Genomic DNA, 16,766 nt, shown 5'->3' with positions numbered 1-16,766 from the left:
ACGTATGCGACGACGCCCAACATTTGATGAACTGCGATCTGAAGCTGAGAGCTTTGTCGGCCCTCCCGAACCGCCTCAAATCCCGAAGATCACTCCGATCCGAGATCGAGAAGCGGTATACAAGCTGTACTGCGACGAACTCTCAAACAGAATTGCCCTCGAAACTGCAGCCTATAGAACCGCCGCGCGCCACCAGAAATAGCTCGGCTGGTCAGCGAGACGAGGGTGGCTGGGAGCGAACGACCGTCCACGACACCTATGGCGGCCTCTGCTTCAAAAGCGTAGGGCAAGGTGCCAACAGAGCATGCCGCTAATAAGGGATACCGCTCTCAGTTGCTTCGCCGCTCACCCACCGTCGCCGCAAGCCTCATCATCGTGCGGCCGTCAGTCTGGTAGAAATGGGCCCAAGCGATCTGATCCCATGTAGATGCCCCGGCATCTAAGCAAAGCCGCCGATGCGTGTCGATCCTGTCGCATGACGACAGCCGGCCCGGCGATACGGCTAGCGAGGCTTCCACTGCCGCACTGTGCCCATGTACGACAACGCTGTCACCCCAAGAATACTCACCGCGCGCAACTGACCATGTCCAACCCCGCATCCAATTCAGGAAAGGCTCGCGGATCCACGCCCAGTGCATTGAGTCAGTCTCATGCACCCGCCTTTTCTGAAGATGGACCTCGGGCGCTTTATGAGGCGCCAGTCCTGCATGAACGAAGAGCAAGCCACCTATCTGAAGATGCGATGGAGCATTCCTGATTGCTGTTTCAAAAGAGTCAGGCAGGGCGGCGCGCACCGCGTCTACAACGTCGAGCCAGCGAAGGCTTCGCCAATCGCAATCAAGTTCATCGAGCATTACCGTCCCTCCGTTAAATAACCAGACGTTCGAAACCCGATCGAGATAGTCGAGCAGCATTAATTCGTGGTTGCCAGGCAGCAATCGCACCTCGTCAGCGTTCATCAGCACAGAGGCACGGGACACGAGTTTCAGGACGAGAAGGTTTTCTGGCCCACGGTCAATCAGGTCGCCCAAGAAGACCACAATTCGTCGCGTGCCCTCACATTTCGGCATGGCCCGAATAGCGCTCAGGGTATCTCGGAGAGCCCTCGCCCTACCGTGGATATCACCGACCGCGAAGACCTCGATCTTCGGTGGCAGCCTGCTCGGAATAACCCGCGAGAGCTGCTCAACCTGTTTCGTTGATTTCGACACGCCACCTCGCCTTCCAGAAATCTTCGGTTGCGACTTTCGTGAAGAACCGGCTACCGCACCGCGCGGTTCAGTTATGTTCGCGGAACTAGGCGCCCAAGAAGGGGTCCTAATTCCACCTCACATTCCTTCGTCGATATACGATCGCATGAGATTTGCGAGGTCCCCCGGCTGCCGGGTCGAAGTGGAGCGCAACAGAAGCAGCGCGTATTTCCGAGCTTCACCCGCGATTTCCCTGCCGCGCATTTGCACGGCAATCTCGATAAGAAATTGAATAAGGTCATCGTCCGTCATTTCGGGGAGATCAAAGCGGACGACGACCTTTTCGAACGCATTCGGAAACTGCTCTGCAGCAGACTGGCATGACATGATCCAATTGATGTGCGACGCATCAATCCGAAATGGAATATGTTCGGCATGAAAAGTTCGCGCCACATCCCTGTCCAGCAGGGGAAGGAGGGCGAAAGCCCCACTTTCCGTTAGATCGCTTACCACGGCGATCCACTGAGCAACCTCCTTCATGGCTAGGCCATTCACCAGATCGGTAGGGAACGAGGCGACCTCCGGTCGAAACGAGATGACTTCGCCGCATGCCAGGATGTTGGACAGCAGGCAGCCAAACTTCGATCCATAGGCACCACAAAAGAGCAGCGGCGGCAAAGCGAGGACACCCCGCTGTCTCACAGACGCGCGGGCCAACGCATGTAGTTCATCGATCTGTACTGGCAGCCATTCGAATGCAGCAGCCATGGCAGCAAAGGTCTGGTCGACATACTCAGGCGTAATGCGGCGGGACATTTTCGGCAGTGTTAGGCTCTCCAGCCAGTTAGCATTAGTATCCGCCGGCGGCAGGATCCGCAGGTCCTTCGCGTCTTTGAAGCGTCCGGAACGCAAATCTACGCGTGGACTCAGATAGTCAGTAAGCCAAATATGATCTTTCGGCGCACGCATGCCGCGGCCCTCCCTTAGCTCAACCAATTGAAGCTACTGCGCCCTCGCCCCCGGACCCGCGATTGTCAAACCTGGCGCTCTTGGCCCCACCCGCAGCCCACATGGACTTCCCGGAAACGTCTGACGTCAATCACTAATCTTCGGAATCTCCGGTCTTTCTGGGTTTCCGATCAAGTTTCATTTTGTAGGTCCTACCGGACTTCCGGCGAAAGAGGACGTAGGTGAACTTGATGTGGGAAAATGCGCTGTTCTCGCGCTGTAGCTCACTCGGGGTCACCTCACCACGAGCAAGCCGTTCTTCATCCCGTTCGCGAGATCGCGCTTTTTCCTTCTGGCGCTCCTCGAAATCGAAATATTTGGGTGGCCTCTCATCATCAGACATCGGCACCTCCGCTGAAAGGACGATCCAACGACCCTATTCTTTCAAAGTCACCATGGGCCCATGATATCGCTTTCCTTTCCTGGAGCGAGCATCCCAATAGCCCTCATCATGAAAGAAATGGGAGATCCGGTGCTTCCGCACCACTTTGATATCTTGCGAAAAACTACCCCAATCGGGCGAACATCCATTGAAAATACGCTTGCCATCACCTTCTTGTGGCGGATCGTCGTCCCTGCGAAAAATTACGAGTACCGGGAGGTTGCGCGGACAAAATCTCTTCTACGCCCATTCTTGGTTGACAGCCCCTGATCCGCCTTGGGACCCATCACACCAGACCTGCCATTTCAAGGGTGCGCTGCACCGACAAGCGTTGAAGCGGAACTCTCCCAACTGCCCGGAAACATCAGTCCGACATACGGCAGCTTCAGCAGAATTGGCACGGCAGTGAGCCAGCATGTCAGCATGCCCCATTGGTCGACTCAGGGCAGCTTTACATGATCGCCGGCAGCAGAATAGCGTACTCGTCGTTTTGTCGTTGATCTTCCTCGGTAGCCGAGGAAGCCGTCAAGCAGTTCGTCGTGCCAAATTTTTAAAATGGCGGCGCCTTTTTCAGAATTGGCATGACCTCGATAAACCACTTCACGAGACCGGAATTGGCGAATGAGACATCCTGATTATGGGTACGTTCATTGGAACCTGCACAACGGCAAAACAATGATACAGCGCGCCGCTTCGTCAGGCCTATGTGGCGTGCGAGGTGAAATGGCCTGGAAAGGACTTGCTTGTAAAGGCTTGCACCCGGCACGCAAAGCTTCGAAAACTGGCGCACCAGCGGCGCAGAAGGCCGAGCCACAGCGAAAAGCGGAGTATGAATGGTCAAGAGCCCGGAACGGCAGCGTGGCGTCCAATCGGTGGACATGGCGATCCGCCTTCTCGAGATCGTTCGGAAGGAAAGCCAGCCGATGATGCTGCGCGACATTGCCGTCAGCGCGGGTATCACCTCCGCGCAGGCACATACCTATATGAGTTCTCTGAAGAAGTTCGGGATGATCGAGCAACTCGGCGACGCGGGGCGCTACGCGCTTTCGGACACGACACTGACGTTTGCGCGGCACGTGATCCGGAACGATGCAACGCTCAACGCCAACATCAATGCCGCGCGCAGCCTGTCCGCCGAGATCCAGGAAATGGTCACCGTGGATTGCCTTGTCCAAGAGCAGCCGACAGTGATCTTCGCAGTACAGGGCCCGCGCACCCCCAGTCTCAGCCTGAGACCTGGCACCCGAAGCCGGATTGGCAACAGCGCAGCAGCACGCATTTTCGATGCTTGGAGCGATACCCCAGAGATGAACCCGAACCTTAGCCGGATCATCCGAGCGAGCGGATACGCGCATGCCGAAGGCACCCCGGTCCCCCATCTTGCATCCCTTGCCGCCCCGGTGTTCCGCGAAGGCGCGCTAGTCGCATCGATCTCGGTCATCGGGTTTCCCGACGCCATGGCGCCGGAGCCGGAACGGCCGGTTCTGCGGGCCTTGCTGGCTGCGGTATCCTCTCTTGGAGGTTCGTCGGCATGAGCGACGCGACTGAAAAGGAAGGGCGTGGCGTTCGCGCCGTCGAGACCGGGCTCTCGCTTCTGGGGCTCTTTTTGGATAGCGATGGCCCGCTCAGCGCCGCAGATTTGGCCTTGCGCTCTGGCCTCAGCAAGGCGCAGGTCCATGCCTACCTGGTCAGCCTGCAACGTGGGAACATGGTGGTCCGTGATCCGCAGACGGGACGCTACGCGATCGGCCCTTTCAGTCTTGAACTTGGCATGTCACGTCTGCTTACTCTCGACCCGCAGATCACTGCTTCGGAAGAAGCTCTTAAGGTTGCCCGCAAGCTTGGACAGTCGATTTCCATCGCGGTCTGGGGGCGCTATGGCCCCGTGGTGACAGCCGTTGTTCAGGCCAATGACCAGCTCCTCAACTCGGCCCAACCAGGTACGGTCTATTCAGTGACCGGCACGGCAACTGGCCGGCTCTTCGCCGCGCTGACGAACGAAGCAGAAGCCCGTGAGATCGCTAAACTGCAGATGGCCGAGGTCACACCGCCGAGATACGTTGGAGCCTGCCCGCCTTTCGACGAAATCCACGAGCCACTGGAGACCGTCCGGCGCACTGGTGTCTCGATCACCTACTCCTTCCCGCAGCCAGGTGTCACTGCCATCTCCGCACCGGTCTACAACTTCTCGGACGAGCTTGAACTTGCCGTAACAATGATCGGCCCTGCCGAGGAGATCGACATCTCGCTGGAGGGCAACCATGTGGCTCCGCTGCGCGCGCTCGCCGCGACCATCTCCAGAAAGCTCGGATTCATCGGAAAAGCATCCGGCGCCTGATCGTCTCCTCCCCTTCCCTGCACATCTCGTGGGCATCCAGAGCAAGGGCTGCGGCGGAACACGCACGAATTCCAAGTTATCTCTAATAAGCAAAGCATTTCGCTATATACATACATCACTTCGGCCTAGCCGGGGCGATTTCGTACCCCATTCGACTTCAAGGAGCTCGCATGCATACCATCAAGATGTCCGCCGCCGCACTTGAGCGCGGCAAGAAGAACCGAGGCGGTCGCGACCATGCCTTCGAGACGTTCGACCCCGCCCGTACGGCCCATGTGATTGTCGATCTGCAAAATGGCTTCATGGAAGAGGGTGCTGTTTCCGAGATCCCCGTAGCGCGCGACATCGTCCCGAATGTGAACGCCCTTTCCCAAGCAATCCGGGCGGCCGGAGGTACGAACATTTTCCTTCGCTACACCTACGATCCGAATGAGAAGATCGCCTGGACCAGCTGGTACGGCGATATGCTTGGCACACCTTTCTCGGAAGGTCTCAGGAAAGGCTTCGCCGCCGGTGAGCACGACCATGCGCTCTGGCCAGAGCTTGACGTTGCCGAAGGCGAGCCCGTGCTCGACAAAACCCGTTTCAGCGGTTTCACTCAGGGCACCTGTGATCTGCACAAAGTGCTGCAGGAACTTGACGTGGATACCGTGCTGATCACCGGAACGGTGACCAACTGCTGCTCGGAGGCGACCGCGCGCGACGCGCAGCAGCTGAGCTATAAGGTGATCTTCCTGTCCGACGGAAATGCTGCGCTCAACGACGACGAGCACAATGGCACGCTCGACAGCCTCTATCCGGTCTTCGCCGATGTCCGCACCACCAAGGAGGTGATCGGACTGTTGAATGCCGGAGCAGCGACTCGCACGGCCGCCGAGTGACAACTCGAGCCGAAGGGCCCATGCCCGAGGACCCCAGACGTCACTAGAAAGACCCCGGCATGGTGATCACGCCGGGGTCTCAATGCTCTTGGGCTCTACGAGTCAGGCCGCGAAGCCCATAAACTCACTCACCGCCCGGCTGTCGGTCAGCTGGTCTTTGGGAATCTGTCGATCCAGCACACCGTTCGAGATGGTATAGACACGATCCGAAAGGCCTGTGATGAAATCGAGGTTTTGCTCGACCAGAACGATGGTGATGTCCGTGTTGCGGGTCAGGGCCTGCAGAGTCTCCGAGATCTCGTCGATGATCGACGGCTGTATCCCTTCGGTCGGCTCGTCCAGCAGCATCAGCCGCGGCTTTCGGCACAGGCACCGGGCCAGCGCGAGCAGTTGCTGCTCGCCCCCCGACAGAGCACCGCCACTACGATCAAGCAGGCGGGTCAGACGCGGAAAGATCGTGAGGATTTCCTCGATCACTGTGTCTGCATCCTTCTGACCCGCGATCCCGCTCTCAAGGTTCTCGCGCACCGAAAGGGTCGGAAAGATCATTCGGCCTTGCGGCACAAGCCCCAAACCCATCCGCGCCCGAGCGTTGACCGGCAGGGCATTCAGCTTTTGCCCGTCGAAGACAATATCCCCGCTGGTCACCTTCACGAAGCCCATGAGCGCACGCAGCAGGGTCGTCTTGCCCATGCCGTTGTGGCCCAGCACCCCGACGACCTCGCCCGGCGCAACGGTCATGTCGACCTGGTGCAAGGCCGGCACCGCGCCGTAAGCGGCCTTAAGATTGCGAACTTCAAGCAGCGACATCGGCCTGTTTCCCCAAGTAGATTTCTTGAACGGCACGGTCGGACATGATCTCGTCGATCATCGCCTCACGGAAAATCGCGCCTCGGTTGAAGACGGTAGTGAATTTGGCGATGCGGCGGATGAAGGCCATGTCGTGTTCGACCACCACGACCGCGGCGCGCCGAGAAGTTTCGAGCACGAGATCGGCCAAACGGTCTCGCTCGTCGCCGGCCATGCCGGCCGCCGGCTCATCGAGCAACACCAGCCGCGGCTCGCCCGCCAGCACAGTTGCTAGCTCCACCAGTTGCCGCTGGCCATGCGCCAGTAGCCCGACTTCGCGCCGGGCGAGATGGGCGATGCCGCATTTCTCCAGCATCTCTTCGGCCTTCTCTTTTGCCATCGGGCGCAAGTGCTTGCGACGCGCCGACATACGCACGTTCTCATAGGCCGATAGCCCGTCGAAAAGGTTCGGCACCTGTGTCTTGATGCCGACACCCATTCCGACGATCGCATGGGTTTCCCAGCCGGTGATGTCCTGCCCGTCGAACCGGACCCTTCCGGACGTGGGAGTCAACTGGCCGGTTAGGCACTTGAAGAACGTCGACTTGCCGGCACCATTTGGACCCAGAAGGCAGCGCAGCTCGCCCTCGCGCAGGGTGAAATCGACATTGTCTACGGCGGTCACCCCGCCGAACTGCATGACGAGCTTCTCGGTGGTGAGGATCGGACGAAGATCAGACATCGGGAGCTACCTTTCCGGGGGTTCCTGAGCGCCGCACCGAGCCCCGTACGCGCAGCGCAGCGATGCCATCGCGAAGCGTCGGAAGCCCGCCCTTGGGCACCAGAAGGACAAGGACGATCATGATCCCGCCAAGGATGAAGTTGTTGTTGAGAATGTGCATCTCGCCCAACTTCAGCGACAGGTACTGCAGCAGCACCACCGCGAAGATCGGCCCCGCCAGCGTTCCGACACCCCCGGCCATGGTCCAAATCAGTGCCTTGGCCGACATCTCCAGCGAGAAGACATTGGGATCGATGAAGGTCTGGTACGTGGCCCACATACCTCCTGCCATCCCGGCAATGCCTGCGCCGAGCGCGAACATGATCACCTTGTGCCGGCGCACGTCGTAGCCCAGCAACGCGGCCCGGGTCTCATTTTCGCGAATTCCCATCGAAATGCGCCCGAAGTCCGAGGCAATGAGGATCCGCAGCAGCACGTAGAGTAGTGTCAGGATGGCCATGAAGACCTGAAACATCTGTCCCGGGTCGAGCCAAGCCTGCGCGTCGCCTGGCACGTTCAGCACCGGCACTGAGGGGATGCCGTTGAACCCGCCGAGGCGCGCGTCGCCGATAGCGTATTCAGGGCCGGCCGTATGGTTGATTAGCTTCCAGAAGATCAGCGTGACTACCATGGTCACGACGCCCATGTAGACGTCCGACAATTTGCCGTAGAACATGAAGTAGCCGAGTGCCGCACCGAAGATGGCTGGGATGGCGAAGGCCAGCACGAAGGGAAAGGTCGTCTCGCCCATGTTGATCGCCGCGACCGAGAAGGTGTAGGCGCCCAGCCCGAAGAAGGCAGCCTGCCCGAAGCTCAGGATTCCGCCGAACCCCCAGATGTAAGCCAGCGAGAGCACATAGACCGAAAGCACCACGTATTGCGTGATCTGCATGATCTGGAAGAGGTCCCAGAAGAGAGGCCCTAGGAACAGAAGCACAAGGCCCAGAGCTGTCATGAACCAAAAGCCCGGATCCGTGCGGAGAGAGGTTTCCATTTGATGACTCCTTTGGAACGGCGGGTCAGAGGGATTTTCGGAAGATGCGCCCGGTGATGCCCTGCGGCAGCAAGCGCAGCAGGATTAGCGCGGCCAGCAGCAGCGCCGCATCGCCATAGACGGGCCCGGTAGCGAAGGTCACGCCCTGGCTGATCGTGCCAAGAAGTGTGCCCGCCGACAGCGTCCCGGCAATCATTGAGGCACCGCCGGTGATAACGGTGATGAAACTCTGGGCGACGAAATTCACGCCCATTGAGGGGGCCACGCCGGTCAAGGGAGCCAGCAGACCGCCCGCCAGACCCGTCACTGCCGATCCCAAGCCGAAGGTCGCCATGTAGACCCAGCTCGTGCGCACGCCCAGCGTCTCGGCCATGTCCGGATTCTGCATCGTCGCGCGCGCGATCAGCCCTGCCGAGGTAAACCGCAGCACCAACCAGATCGCCATCATCATCGCCACCGCAATGCCAATGAGCAGAAGGTTATAGCCGGGCACCTGGTAGGCCCCGATCGAAAGGCTGCCGAGCGGCGTCGACACGCCCTGCACAGTATTGCCGAAGACCATGGTCACCCCGCCAATCATCAGCAAGCTCAGGCCCCATGTGGCGAGCAGGCTGTCGATGATGCGACCGTAAAGGTGCCGGATCACCAGACGTTCGACGATGATGCCGAAGACGCCAACGACCAGCGGCGCAAGGACACCCATGGAGATCCATAGCGGCACCCCGGCGTTGTGCGACATGATGGTGATGTATCCTCCCAGCATCAGGAACTCGCCGTGGGCGAAGTTAATGACCTTCATCATCCCGAAGATGATGGCCAGCCCCGCGGCGAGGATCACGAGCCAGGAGATGGCGCGTAGGATTTCGAGGAAGACAATTATAGTGTAGTCCATTTGGCGCTCCGTGTTCGGATTGGCCGGACCGGCCCGCCGCGATTTGCGGCAGACCAGCTCAGTTTACTCAGAGGCTGATCTCGTGATGGACGTTGGCATCCGGCGTTTCCTGCAGGTTGCAGACCATCTGCGTATCGGTCGGCTGCACCGCTTCGAATTTTTGCTGGATATCCATTTTCTGATCCCTGAGCTCGGCGATGTAGACGTCGCGCACAGCGTGGTGGGTCAGCGGGTCGATGGCTACATTTCCCGCGGGCAGCAAATAGGACTTGCCGGTTTCGATCACCTCGAGAATTGCGTCCCGGTCCGTCGAGCCCGCTTCTTTGACCGCGTCGGCCCAGATCATCACTGCCTCGTAAGTAACTTCCGACGTCTCACCCAGCACAGGCGGATTGTCCGGATAGAAAGCCTTAATACCTTCACGGAATTCGGCATTCTTCTCGTTTTCGACAGTCTCATAGTAGCCGAAGGCAGTGAGGATTCCGTTGCCCTCTTCCGGCGTCAGCATGACGTTCTCGGTGCCGTTGCCGCCGAAGCTGGTAGAGGCGATCGGGATCTCGCCCTTCATCCCGGAGGCGACCCACTGGCGGTAAAAGCCCAAATGCGCGGTTCCGACAAGCACCGACATCACCATGTCAGGCTTGGCCGCCTGAATCTTCGAGATCGTCGAGCCAAACTGTGTGGTGTCGAGGGGGAAGAACTCGGTCTCGATCAACTCGCCGCCGTTCTCTTCCACGTAGCGCTTAATCCATGCCGCGGTGATGTGACCGTAGTTGTAGTCAGCGGCGACAGTATAGACCTTCTTACCCCAGAGGTTCATCGCGTAGGGAATGAGCTGCGCCACAGTCTGGGCCGGAGTGGTACCCAGCGTGATTTCGTTTCGGTCGCAGACACCGCCTTCGTAGAGGCAGCTGTAAAAATAGGGGGTCTGGTAGCGATGGAAGATCGGGCGGATGGTCTCGCGACTAGCCGAGGTGATGCCACCGAAAACTGCCGTCACCTTGTCACGCAGCGCAAGCTGGGTCGCGTATTGCGAATAGAGCGACATGTTCGACTGCGGATCGTAAGTGACCGCCTCGACCTGACGGCCGAGAAGACCGCCCGCCTCGTTGATCTGCGCCACCGCGTATTGCATCGCCTGGTTCATAGGAATGCCGCTGGAGTCGATCGCGCCCGACAGATCGTGAAGGCCACCGATGCGGATCATGTCGTCCTGCGCGCGCAGGATCGTAGGCGCAGAAAGCGTGGCGGTAAGCGCCGCGGAAGTCTGGAGAAAGGTCCGTCTGGAGAAAGTCATGTGAAGATCCCTGTTGCTGCTTCTCGTCGAGTTTCCGAGATGGTCGGCATAAATGAAATCGGTTTTGACAATTTAATATGTCATTTACGGACATAAAATATTTGGTGCCGCATTTTGGCGCAAGAACCGGGCCCAGAGCTGATGAGTGTTCAAGTCCGACGAGCACCTTTGTCGATCTTGCGCTGGAGCGACCCGCTTAGGCCGCCTCACTTGAAGAACCGGAGCCGTTGAAACTGCCTACGGGAATCATCGATCCCCTCGGCGTAAAATCCAAAGGCCCCGCCACTACGCCGGGACCTTTGCAGTCATCTCAAAGATTCAAAGCACCCCGGCGAAAGCTCGGCTTCGATGCGCGCGGCCATGGCCAGAAGCTGCCGGTCGCACCCGATCGGCGCCTCCAGCATCAGGCCGACAGGGAGCCCGTCTGCGTCGAAGCCTGCCGGAAGCGTGAGCGAGGGGGTTCCGGCGATTGTGGCCAGGGAGGTGTTCTGCACGACCACTGGGAGCGTGGGTCGCAATTCGCCCCTGACCTTGATCTGAGAATAGTCCTCGACCTTGGGTGGTTGTACAGGCGAGGTGGGCGCAGCGATCAGGTCGATTTCGTACTGCGTAAACAGGGCGCCGATGCACGCCTGCAAGGCCGAGCGGCCCTTGCGCACGAGATCGCGGTAGATGACGGCGCCGTCGGACGCGGCGGCCTCCATGGTGGCGAAGATCTCGACAACGTCCGGGCTGGCAAGCCCCTCGCGGAATTCCTGTAGGGTGATTTCGAGCTTGTCCGTGCAAAATTCCCGCCACCACGTCAACGCCTCAGTTTGCGCCGTTGGGGCATCGAACCGGCTCTGAATTTCCTCGTAGCCGAGTGCCGGAAGCGGTACGATCTCGACCGTGCCACCGGAAACGAGCTCTTCCAGCGCCGCGCGGAATCGGTCTTCGGTCGCTGGGCAATAGCCAGGCAACGCATCCGCCGGCAGACCGAGGCGCAGCGGGCGCCTCGGAACGGTAATATCGGCGGCATCATCGGGGCAGATCACGGCGTCGATTTCCGAGATATCACTGACCGAGTTAGCAAGCACACCAATTGTGTCGCGCATCCAGGAAATCGCGATGACGCCATCTGTTGAATAGCGTCCGGTCGAGGGACGCAGGCCGACGGTTCCGCAGAAGGCCGCCGGAATGCGGACCGACGCACCCGTATCCGTGCCGAGCGCCACTGGGACCAACCCGGCCGCAACCGCTGCCCCCGAGCCGCCCGAGGAGCCCCCTGCCGTCCTCCCCGCGTCGAAAGGGTTGATCACCCGCCCGTAAGCAGCGTTGTCCGATGTAATGCCGAAGGCCAGCTCATGCATGTTCAATTTCGCCGGAACCCAGGCTCCCGCCGCTTTCAGCCGGGCCACCACCGGCGCGTCTGCGCCCGGACGAAAGTTCTTGAGCGCGGGTGAAGCGCCCGTGGTCGCGAAACCAAGAACGTCGACGTTGTCTTTCACAGCGATCGGAAGGCCGGCCAACTGTCCGGTCAACCCTTCGGGCACACGGTAGTCCACCTGAGTTGTCGCGTTCAGAGGATTGCCCACGGCAATGGCACCAAGGCGGTCCGCGAGCCCAGCCGCGCCGGAGCGGGATATCTCGCGGCGGGCTTCATCGATGGTCATCCGATTGGCACATACATCTTTCATATCGTGTCCTCGCGATAGGCACGGCGCGTCGCGTCGCCCCCAGGGAACGCGCCATGCAAAAAGTTATGGGGTGTTCCGAAAGCGTTTCTCACAAGCGGCGAGAAAGCGTCCCGGCGGGCATTCTTGCAATGAACTTAGCAAGAGGCCCGGCGTACGCTTTACCCTATCGGCCAAAACGATTGACCAGATGCGCCGATCAGAAGGTCTTCCAGTCGCCCGACTGCTCAAATGCGTGGGCGGCGCGGTAGATGCTCTCCTCGTCAAAGTGCCGCCCCACCAGCATCATCCCCACCGGCAGCCCCTCCGACAGGCCGCAGGGCACGGACATGGCCGGGTGGTGGGTAATGTCGAAGGGACAGGTGATGCCGACCATCTCATGCGCGCGATCGAGGATTTCAGCCAGCGGCGCATCCGGTTCCGGCATTTTCTTCGAAGTGACGGCTGTTGTGGGCATCAGAAGAAGATCTACCTCGGCCAACTTAGCGTCATAGGCTGCGCGAAGACGGCGGCTGATGTTCATCGCCTTGCCGTAGAACCGCGTGCCGTAGGTGTCGGTGATGTAGCGGCCTGCGAGAAGGGCGATCTTGGCGGTGGGTGAGAGGTCATTCGCCGTGCGGCGCCAGCCACGGTAATGATCCATCATCGAAACCGCGTATAGATCTCGCCGCGAAGCGCCATAGCCGTCGCCCTCGAACATCGTCATGAACGAACCCTCGGTCACGATCGGCTCGAAGATGGCGCCCGCAATCTTGTGCATTGGCACCGAGACCTCGATCACCTCGGCTCCCAGCGCCTCGAGCCGCTTAGCCGCGGCGCGGACCTTCTCGTTGACGTCGGGATCGGCGAAACGGTCCTCGAAGCCCTCCTTGAGGACACCGATCTTCATCCCCCGGATGTCGCCGGTCAGCGCCTTGGTATACTCGCGCACGTCAGGTGCCTTTATCCGCGGATCAAAGCCGTCGTCACCAGCGATGACCTCGAGCAGCAGCGCGTTGTCCTCGACCGTGGCGGTCATCGGGCCGGCATGGTCGATCTCGATCTCGATCGGCATGATCCCGGTATAGGGCACCAGTCCGTGGGTCGGCTTCATGCCGTAGATGCCGCAGAAGGACGCAGGCATGCGGATCGAGCCGCCCTGATCGCATCCGACAGACATTTCGACCTCGCCGGTCGCCACGGTGACCGCGGATCCCGAGGAGGAGCCCCCCGCCGAGTAGCCGTGCCGCCAAGGATTGTGAACCGGACCTGTGGCATTGGTGAAGGAGCTTCCGGTCATGCACAGCAGCTCGCAATGCGCCTTACCGAGGATCTCGCCGCCCGCGTCGAGGATGCGGGTCACAATCGTCGCGTCGAACTCCGGTACATAACCTTCGAGCTGCGGCGTGCCGTTCATCATCGGGACACCGGCCAGCATGATGTTGTCCTTGAGCGAAACCTTCTTGCCCGTCAGCTTACCGCTTGCCGCACCTTTCACAGAGGTCTTCCAGTACCAGGCATTATGCGGGTTATCCTCGAGCAACGGCCGATGCCCGGGCGTGCGCGGATACTGCACCTCTGGCACTTCGTCAGGCATCCGGGACACCACCTCGTAGGAGGACAGTCTTGCGGCGATCGCAGCCTGGTATTCCTCAAGTTCAGCGTCGGTAAAGGCGATCCCGTAGTGGGCCGCAGTGGCTCTCAGCTCGTCTTTTGTCGGCGCATGTACGGCCATTCTCGATCCTCGGGTCGTCGTTGCGTTGCCGAGAGGGTACTGCGCGCCTGAACGCCCGGCTTTGCTCGGTGTGCCAAAAGACATGTATGGTCTGGCCAAACAGGTCGCCGCCGGCCGGACCGCAGACGGCCTGCCCCCCCTAGCGGCATGGCCCGGCGGAAAGCGGGCTGACGCACCTCCAGCAAGCCAGTCTCGCCGCGAGACCTGCGTCGCCACGGCGACGGCCGCAAATCGCGCGACCGTCCCGATACAGCCGGGCGGTCCGAGGACGGAACCGCCCCCTTGGATCAGCCGATTTCAACGCCGATTTTGCCACGGATCCCGCCCTCTTCCAGCGCGGCCTGCGCCGCAGGGACTTCGGCAAGCGGACACCACTGCGCCACGTGGCTCTTCAGGGTGCCTGCCGCGACCTCCGCGGCGATACGAAGGAGATCGTCCTGGCGGGACTCCGCAATGAAGAACTTCGCAACCTTTGCCTTCTTTTCGCGCGCGCTTTCGGCGTCTGGCGCTGCCACGGCGGAGATCAGCCGGCCACCCTCTTTGAGAATTCGCCAAGAGCGTTGCTGAGTCTCACCACCGATCAAGTCAAGTACCAGATCGACGTCAGCCAGAACCTCGTCGAACTCCTCTGTATCATAGGCAACCACACGCTCCGCGCCCTGCGCGCTGAGGAAGTCCTTGTTTCGCTCGGACGCCGTCGCGATCACCTTCGCACCCGCGCGCGCCGCCATCTGAACCGCATAGTGCCCGACGCCCCCCGAGCCACCATGGATCAGAACGGTCTCGCCCGCTTGCAGTCCGCCCTGACGGAAGAGCCCCTGCCACGCCGTAAGCGCGGCGATCGGGAGAAGTGCAGCCTCGCGCGGTGTCAGCCCGTCGGGCACCTCGGCGACCTCCTCGGTTCCCATGACGATACATTCGGCAAAGGCACCGCGGCTGAAGTCCGGCGCACCGAAGACCGGGCGCCCGATCCAACCCATGTCCACGCCTTCGCCCACCGCCTCGACGACACCACCCACGTCCCGCCCGCCGACATAGGGCAGCAGCTTCGGGGGAACCGAGGGGTAGCCTCCGCGCCTAATCATCAGGTCGACCGGGTTGATGCTGCTACCCTGTTGCCGCACCAGCAACTGCCCCGCAGCAGGCACGGGGCGCGGTATGTCGACAAGGGCGAGTACTCCGGTATCGCCAAAGGCCGAGAACTGGATCGCTTTCATCTGGGTCATCTCTTTCTCCTGGAACGGGATCGGCCGTTGACACGCGCCAAATAGTTCGGCATTTGCAAATTAGTTTGCCATGGCTATACCACTCTTACTGATGTTGACCAGTGGCCAAGTCCGACAATCCATCGTCCGCATAGCCTGGAGCAGCCGCCACATGGCGACGTCACAAAGCATCGCTTCTCACGCCAACACGTTCAGCCAGAGCACAGCCTCCGCGTCACGAAGCTCGAGTTTCTTCGTGGGCCGAGCCTTCTGTGCGCTGGCAATCTTCGCGGCCCTCCTTGCAAGCACTACACCCAGCCCACTCTACTCCGTGTATATAAGCGAATGGGGCCTGCCGCAGAGCGCGGGCACCACCATCTTCTCGGTCTACGCAGTCGGCACGCTGATCTCGCTGTTTCTGGCCGGGCGGCTTGATCGTCTTGTGACAGACCGGCGCCAGATCCTGCTGCCAGCGCTACTGATCACAGCGACCGGCGCGATCCTCTTTGCCTTGGCCGATCAGGTCTGGATGCTGCTCGTCGGACGGTTCCTGTCCGGCATCAGCACAGGACTGATCACCTCGACAGCCTCCACCGCTCTTTTCGACCTCGACAGCGAAGATAAACGCGGCCGCGCGGCCACGGTCTCGACAATTGCCTTCACCGGAGGCGCAGCGGCCGGTCCCTGTCTGTCCTCGGCCGCTCTCGCGACAAACGCTGCCCCGCTGGTCACACCCTTCCTGTGCATTGCCGCGGTCGCTGCATTCGCTTTCCTCGGACTTACACTGGCGCCTTGGCCAAAGGGCAAGCGCGCATCCAACACGCCGGCCCGCGATGCTAGGGCGTCGCTCGACGATCGGGAACGTGCGCGCTTCCTGCGTCTGGCGTGCCTGTCGGTCGCAGTGGCCTGGATGCTTGGCTCGATCCTCATGGCGACCGCAGTCAGCCTCGCGACCGACCTCTTCCATCTCAATATCCACGCCCTGGCAGGGCTACTTCCAGCCATCTTTCAACTCTTCGCAGGTATCGGCCAGATGTTGAGCGGGCGCATTCGCCCGCTGACAGCGATCTGCATTGGCTGCGGGACACTTGCGGCTCTGCAGGCCATGACGTTGGTCGGAGCGTTGGCCAGCGTATCGGCCATCTTCATCCTAGCCATGCCGCTCTGCGGCCTGTTCTACGGAGCAGCTTTCGTCGGCGGGGCGGCGCTCGTCAACCAGACCGCAGCCCCGGGCACCCACGCCTCGCAGATCGCTAAATTCTACGTTGTCGGCTACCTGTCGAACGCGATTCCGACCTTTGCCTTCGGTTTCCTGATCGACGGCCTCGGTCTCTCTACGGCCTTCACCATCTTCTCTTTGCTGCTCATCGCTCTGGCGCTGCTCACTAGCGCCACAGCGGCGCGGCGACGCAGCCAGCTTCCAGCCTAAATTCTGCGCACAATTGAGGGACTTTCGCGGCGCGCCTTCCCCAAGGCGCGCCATTTTCACGCGAATCCCCTTTTTTTGTGGGGAACTAAACCCAGATCACGCGCTTCGGCCATCGACGCAAAACTAAGCACACCTCGCGCCATGCGCATATTTCTCGCGCACCCGATCTCATTGTGATGGTTGCCTGACGGCC

Annotated in this window: 15 protein-coding genes; 4 read left to right on the top strand and 11 right to left on the bottom strand. The window is 60.5% G+C overall.

What is annotated here, in order from left to right; translation table 11 throughout:
* Positions 1 to 329: 329 nt before the first annotated feature.
* The 3 genes from AYJ57_RS17830 to AYJ57_RS17820 all read right to left on the bottom strand — a co-directional run bounded on the left by AYJ57_RS17830 (position 330) and on the right by AYJ57_RS17820 (position 2,541).
* Positions 330 to 1,211 carry a metallophosphoesterase gene (locus tag AYJ57_RS17830; RefSeq protein ID WP_066109136.1) on the bottom strand — a complete coding sequence of 294 codons (882 nt, stop codon included), beginning with the start codon at positions 1,209 to 1,211 and terminating at the stop codon, positions 330 to 332.
* 117 nt (positions 1,212 to 1,328) lie between these two features.
* Positions 1,329 to 2,159: a hypothetical protein gene (locus AYJ57_RS17825; protein ID WP_066109133.1), complete on the bottom strand. Its 831-nt coding sequence runs from the start codon at positions 2,157 to 2,159 to the stop codon at positions 1,329 to 1,331.
* A 133-nt stretch (positions 2,160 to 2,292) separates the two neighbouring features.
* Positions 2,293 to 2,541, bottom strand: coding sequence for a hypothetical protein (locus AYJ57_RS17820; protein ID WP_066109130.1), 249 nt, complete (start codon positions 2,539 to 2,541; stop codon positions 2,293 to 2,295).
* A gap of 872 nt (positions 2,542 to 3,413) precedes the next feature.
* Here AYJ57_RS17820 and AYJ57_RS17815 point away from each other — a divergent pair.
* The 3 genes from AYJ57_RS17815 (at position 3,414) to AYJ57_RS17805 (ending at position 5,799) form a co-directional block, all read left to right on the top strand.
* Positions 3,414 to 4,115: an IclR family transcriptional regulator gene (locus AYJ57_RS17815; protein ID WP_066109127.1), complete on the top strand. Its 702-nt coding sequence runs from the start codon at positions 3,414 to 3,416 to the stop codon at positions 4,113 to 4,115.
* On the top strand, positions 4,112 to 4,918 hold the full coding sequence (locus tag AYJ57_RS17810) for an IclR family transcriptional regulator (RefSeq protein ID WP_066109125.1): 807 nt from the start codon (positions 4,112 to 4,114) through the stop codon (positions 4,916 to 4,918). The genes AYJ57_RS17815 and AYJ57_RS17810 overlap by 4 nt, the downstream gene beginning before the upstream one ends.
* A 170-nt stretch (positions 4,919 to 5,088) precedes the next feature.
* Positions 5,089 to 5,799, top strand: a complete 711-nt coding sequence (locus tag AYJ57_RS17805; RefSeq protein WP_066109123.1) for a cysteine hydrolase family protein — start codon at positions 5,089 to 5,091, stop codon at positions 5,797 to 5,799.
* 102 nt (positions 5,800 to 5,901) lie between these two features.
* On the opposite strand, the gene AYJ57_RS17800 is transcribed toward AYJ57_RS17805, so the two are convergent.
* The 8 genes from AYJ57_RS17800 to AYJ57_RS17765 form a co-directional block, all read right to left on the bottom strand.
* Positions 5,902 to 6,609, bottom strand: coding sequence for an ABC transporter ATP-binding protein (locus tag AYJ57_RS17800; RefSeq protein WP_066109120.1), 708 nt, complete (start codon positions 6,607 to 6,609; stop codon positions 5,902 to 5,904).
* A complete protein-coding gene (locus AYJ57_RS17795; RefSeq protein ID WP_066109118.1) occupies positions 6,596 to 7,330 on the bottom strand; it encodes an ABC transporter ATP-binding protein in 735 nt (244 codons plus the stop codon). Before AYJ57_RS17795 ends, AYJ57_RS17800 begins: the two co-directional genes overlap by 14 nt.
* Positions 7,323 to 8,363, bottom strand: coding sequence for an ABC transporter permease subunit (locus AYJ57_RS17790; protein ID WP_066109115.1), 1,041 nt, complete (start codon positions 8,361 to 8,363; stop codon positions 7,323 to 7,325). Before AYJ57_RS17790 ends, AYJ57_RS17795 begins: the two co-directional genes overlap by 8 nt.
* 25 nt (positions 8,364 to 8,388) lie before the next feature.
* Positions 8,389 to 9,255 (bottom strand): branched-chain amino acid ABC transporter permease, encoded by an 867-nt coding sequence (locus AYJ57_RS17785; RefSeq protein ID WP_066109112.1) that lies wholly within the window; start codon positions 9,253 to 9,255, stop codon positions 8,389 to 8,391.
* Between the two features lie 67 nt (positions 9,256 to 9,322).
* Complete coding sequence (locus tag AYJ57_RS17780; protein WP_066109110.1) at positions 9,323 to 10,552, bottom strand: transporter substrate-binding protein; 1,230 nt, start codon at positions 10,550 to 10,552, stop codon at positions 9,323 to 9,325.
* A gap of 305 nt (positions 10,553 to 10,857) precedes the next feature.
* Positions 10,858 to 12,204, bottom strand: a complete 1,347-nt coding sequence (locus AYJ57_RS17775; RefSeq protein ID WP_193789533.1) for an amidase family protein — start codon at positions 12,202 to 12,204, stop codon at positions 10,858 to 10,860.
* Between the two features lie 220 nt (positions 12,205 to 12,424).
* Positions 12,425 to 13,939 carry an amidase gene (locus AYJ57_RS17770; protein ID WP_066109107.1) on the bottom strand — a complete coding sequence of 505 codons (1,515 nt, stop codon included), beginning with the start codon at positions 13,937 to 13,939 and terminating at the stop codon, positions 12,425 to 12,427.
* 287 nt (positions 13,940 to 14,226) lie between these two features.
* Positions 14,227 to 15,165, bottom strand: a complete 939-nt coding sequence (locus AYJ57_RS17765) for an NADP-dependent oxidoreductase (RefSeq protein WP_066109104.1) — start codon at positions 15,163 to 15,165, stop codon at positions 14,227 to 14,229.
* Between the two features lie 151 nt (positions 15,166 to 15,316).
* Between AYJ57_RS17765 and AYJ57_RS17760 the strand changes: the two genes are divergently transcribed.
* Positions 15,317 to 16,573 carry an MFS transporter gene (locus AYJ57_RS17760; protein WP_066109101.1) on the top strand — a complete coding sequence of 419 codons (1,257 nt, stop codon included), beginning with the start codon at positions 15,317 to 15,319 and terminating at the stop codon, positions 16,571 to 16,573.
* Positions 16,574 to 16,766 lie beyond the last annotated feature (193 nt).

The sequence above is a fragment of the Salipiger sp. CCB-MM3 genome, assembly GCF_001687105.1.
Lineage (GTDB): Bacteria > Pseudomonadota > Alphaproteobacteria > Rhodobacterales > Rhodobacteraceae > Salipiger.
The sequence above is the reverse complement of the archived record's forward strand: the minus strand, read 5'-3'. Positions and strand labels throughout refer to the sequence as shown.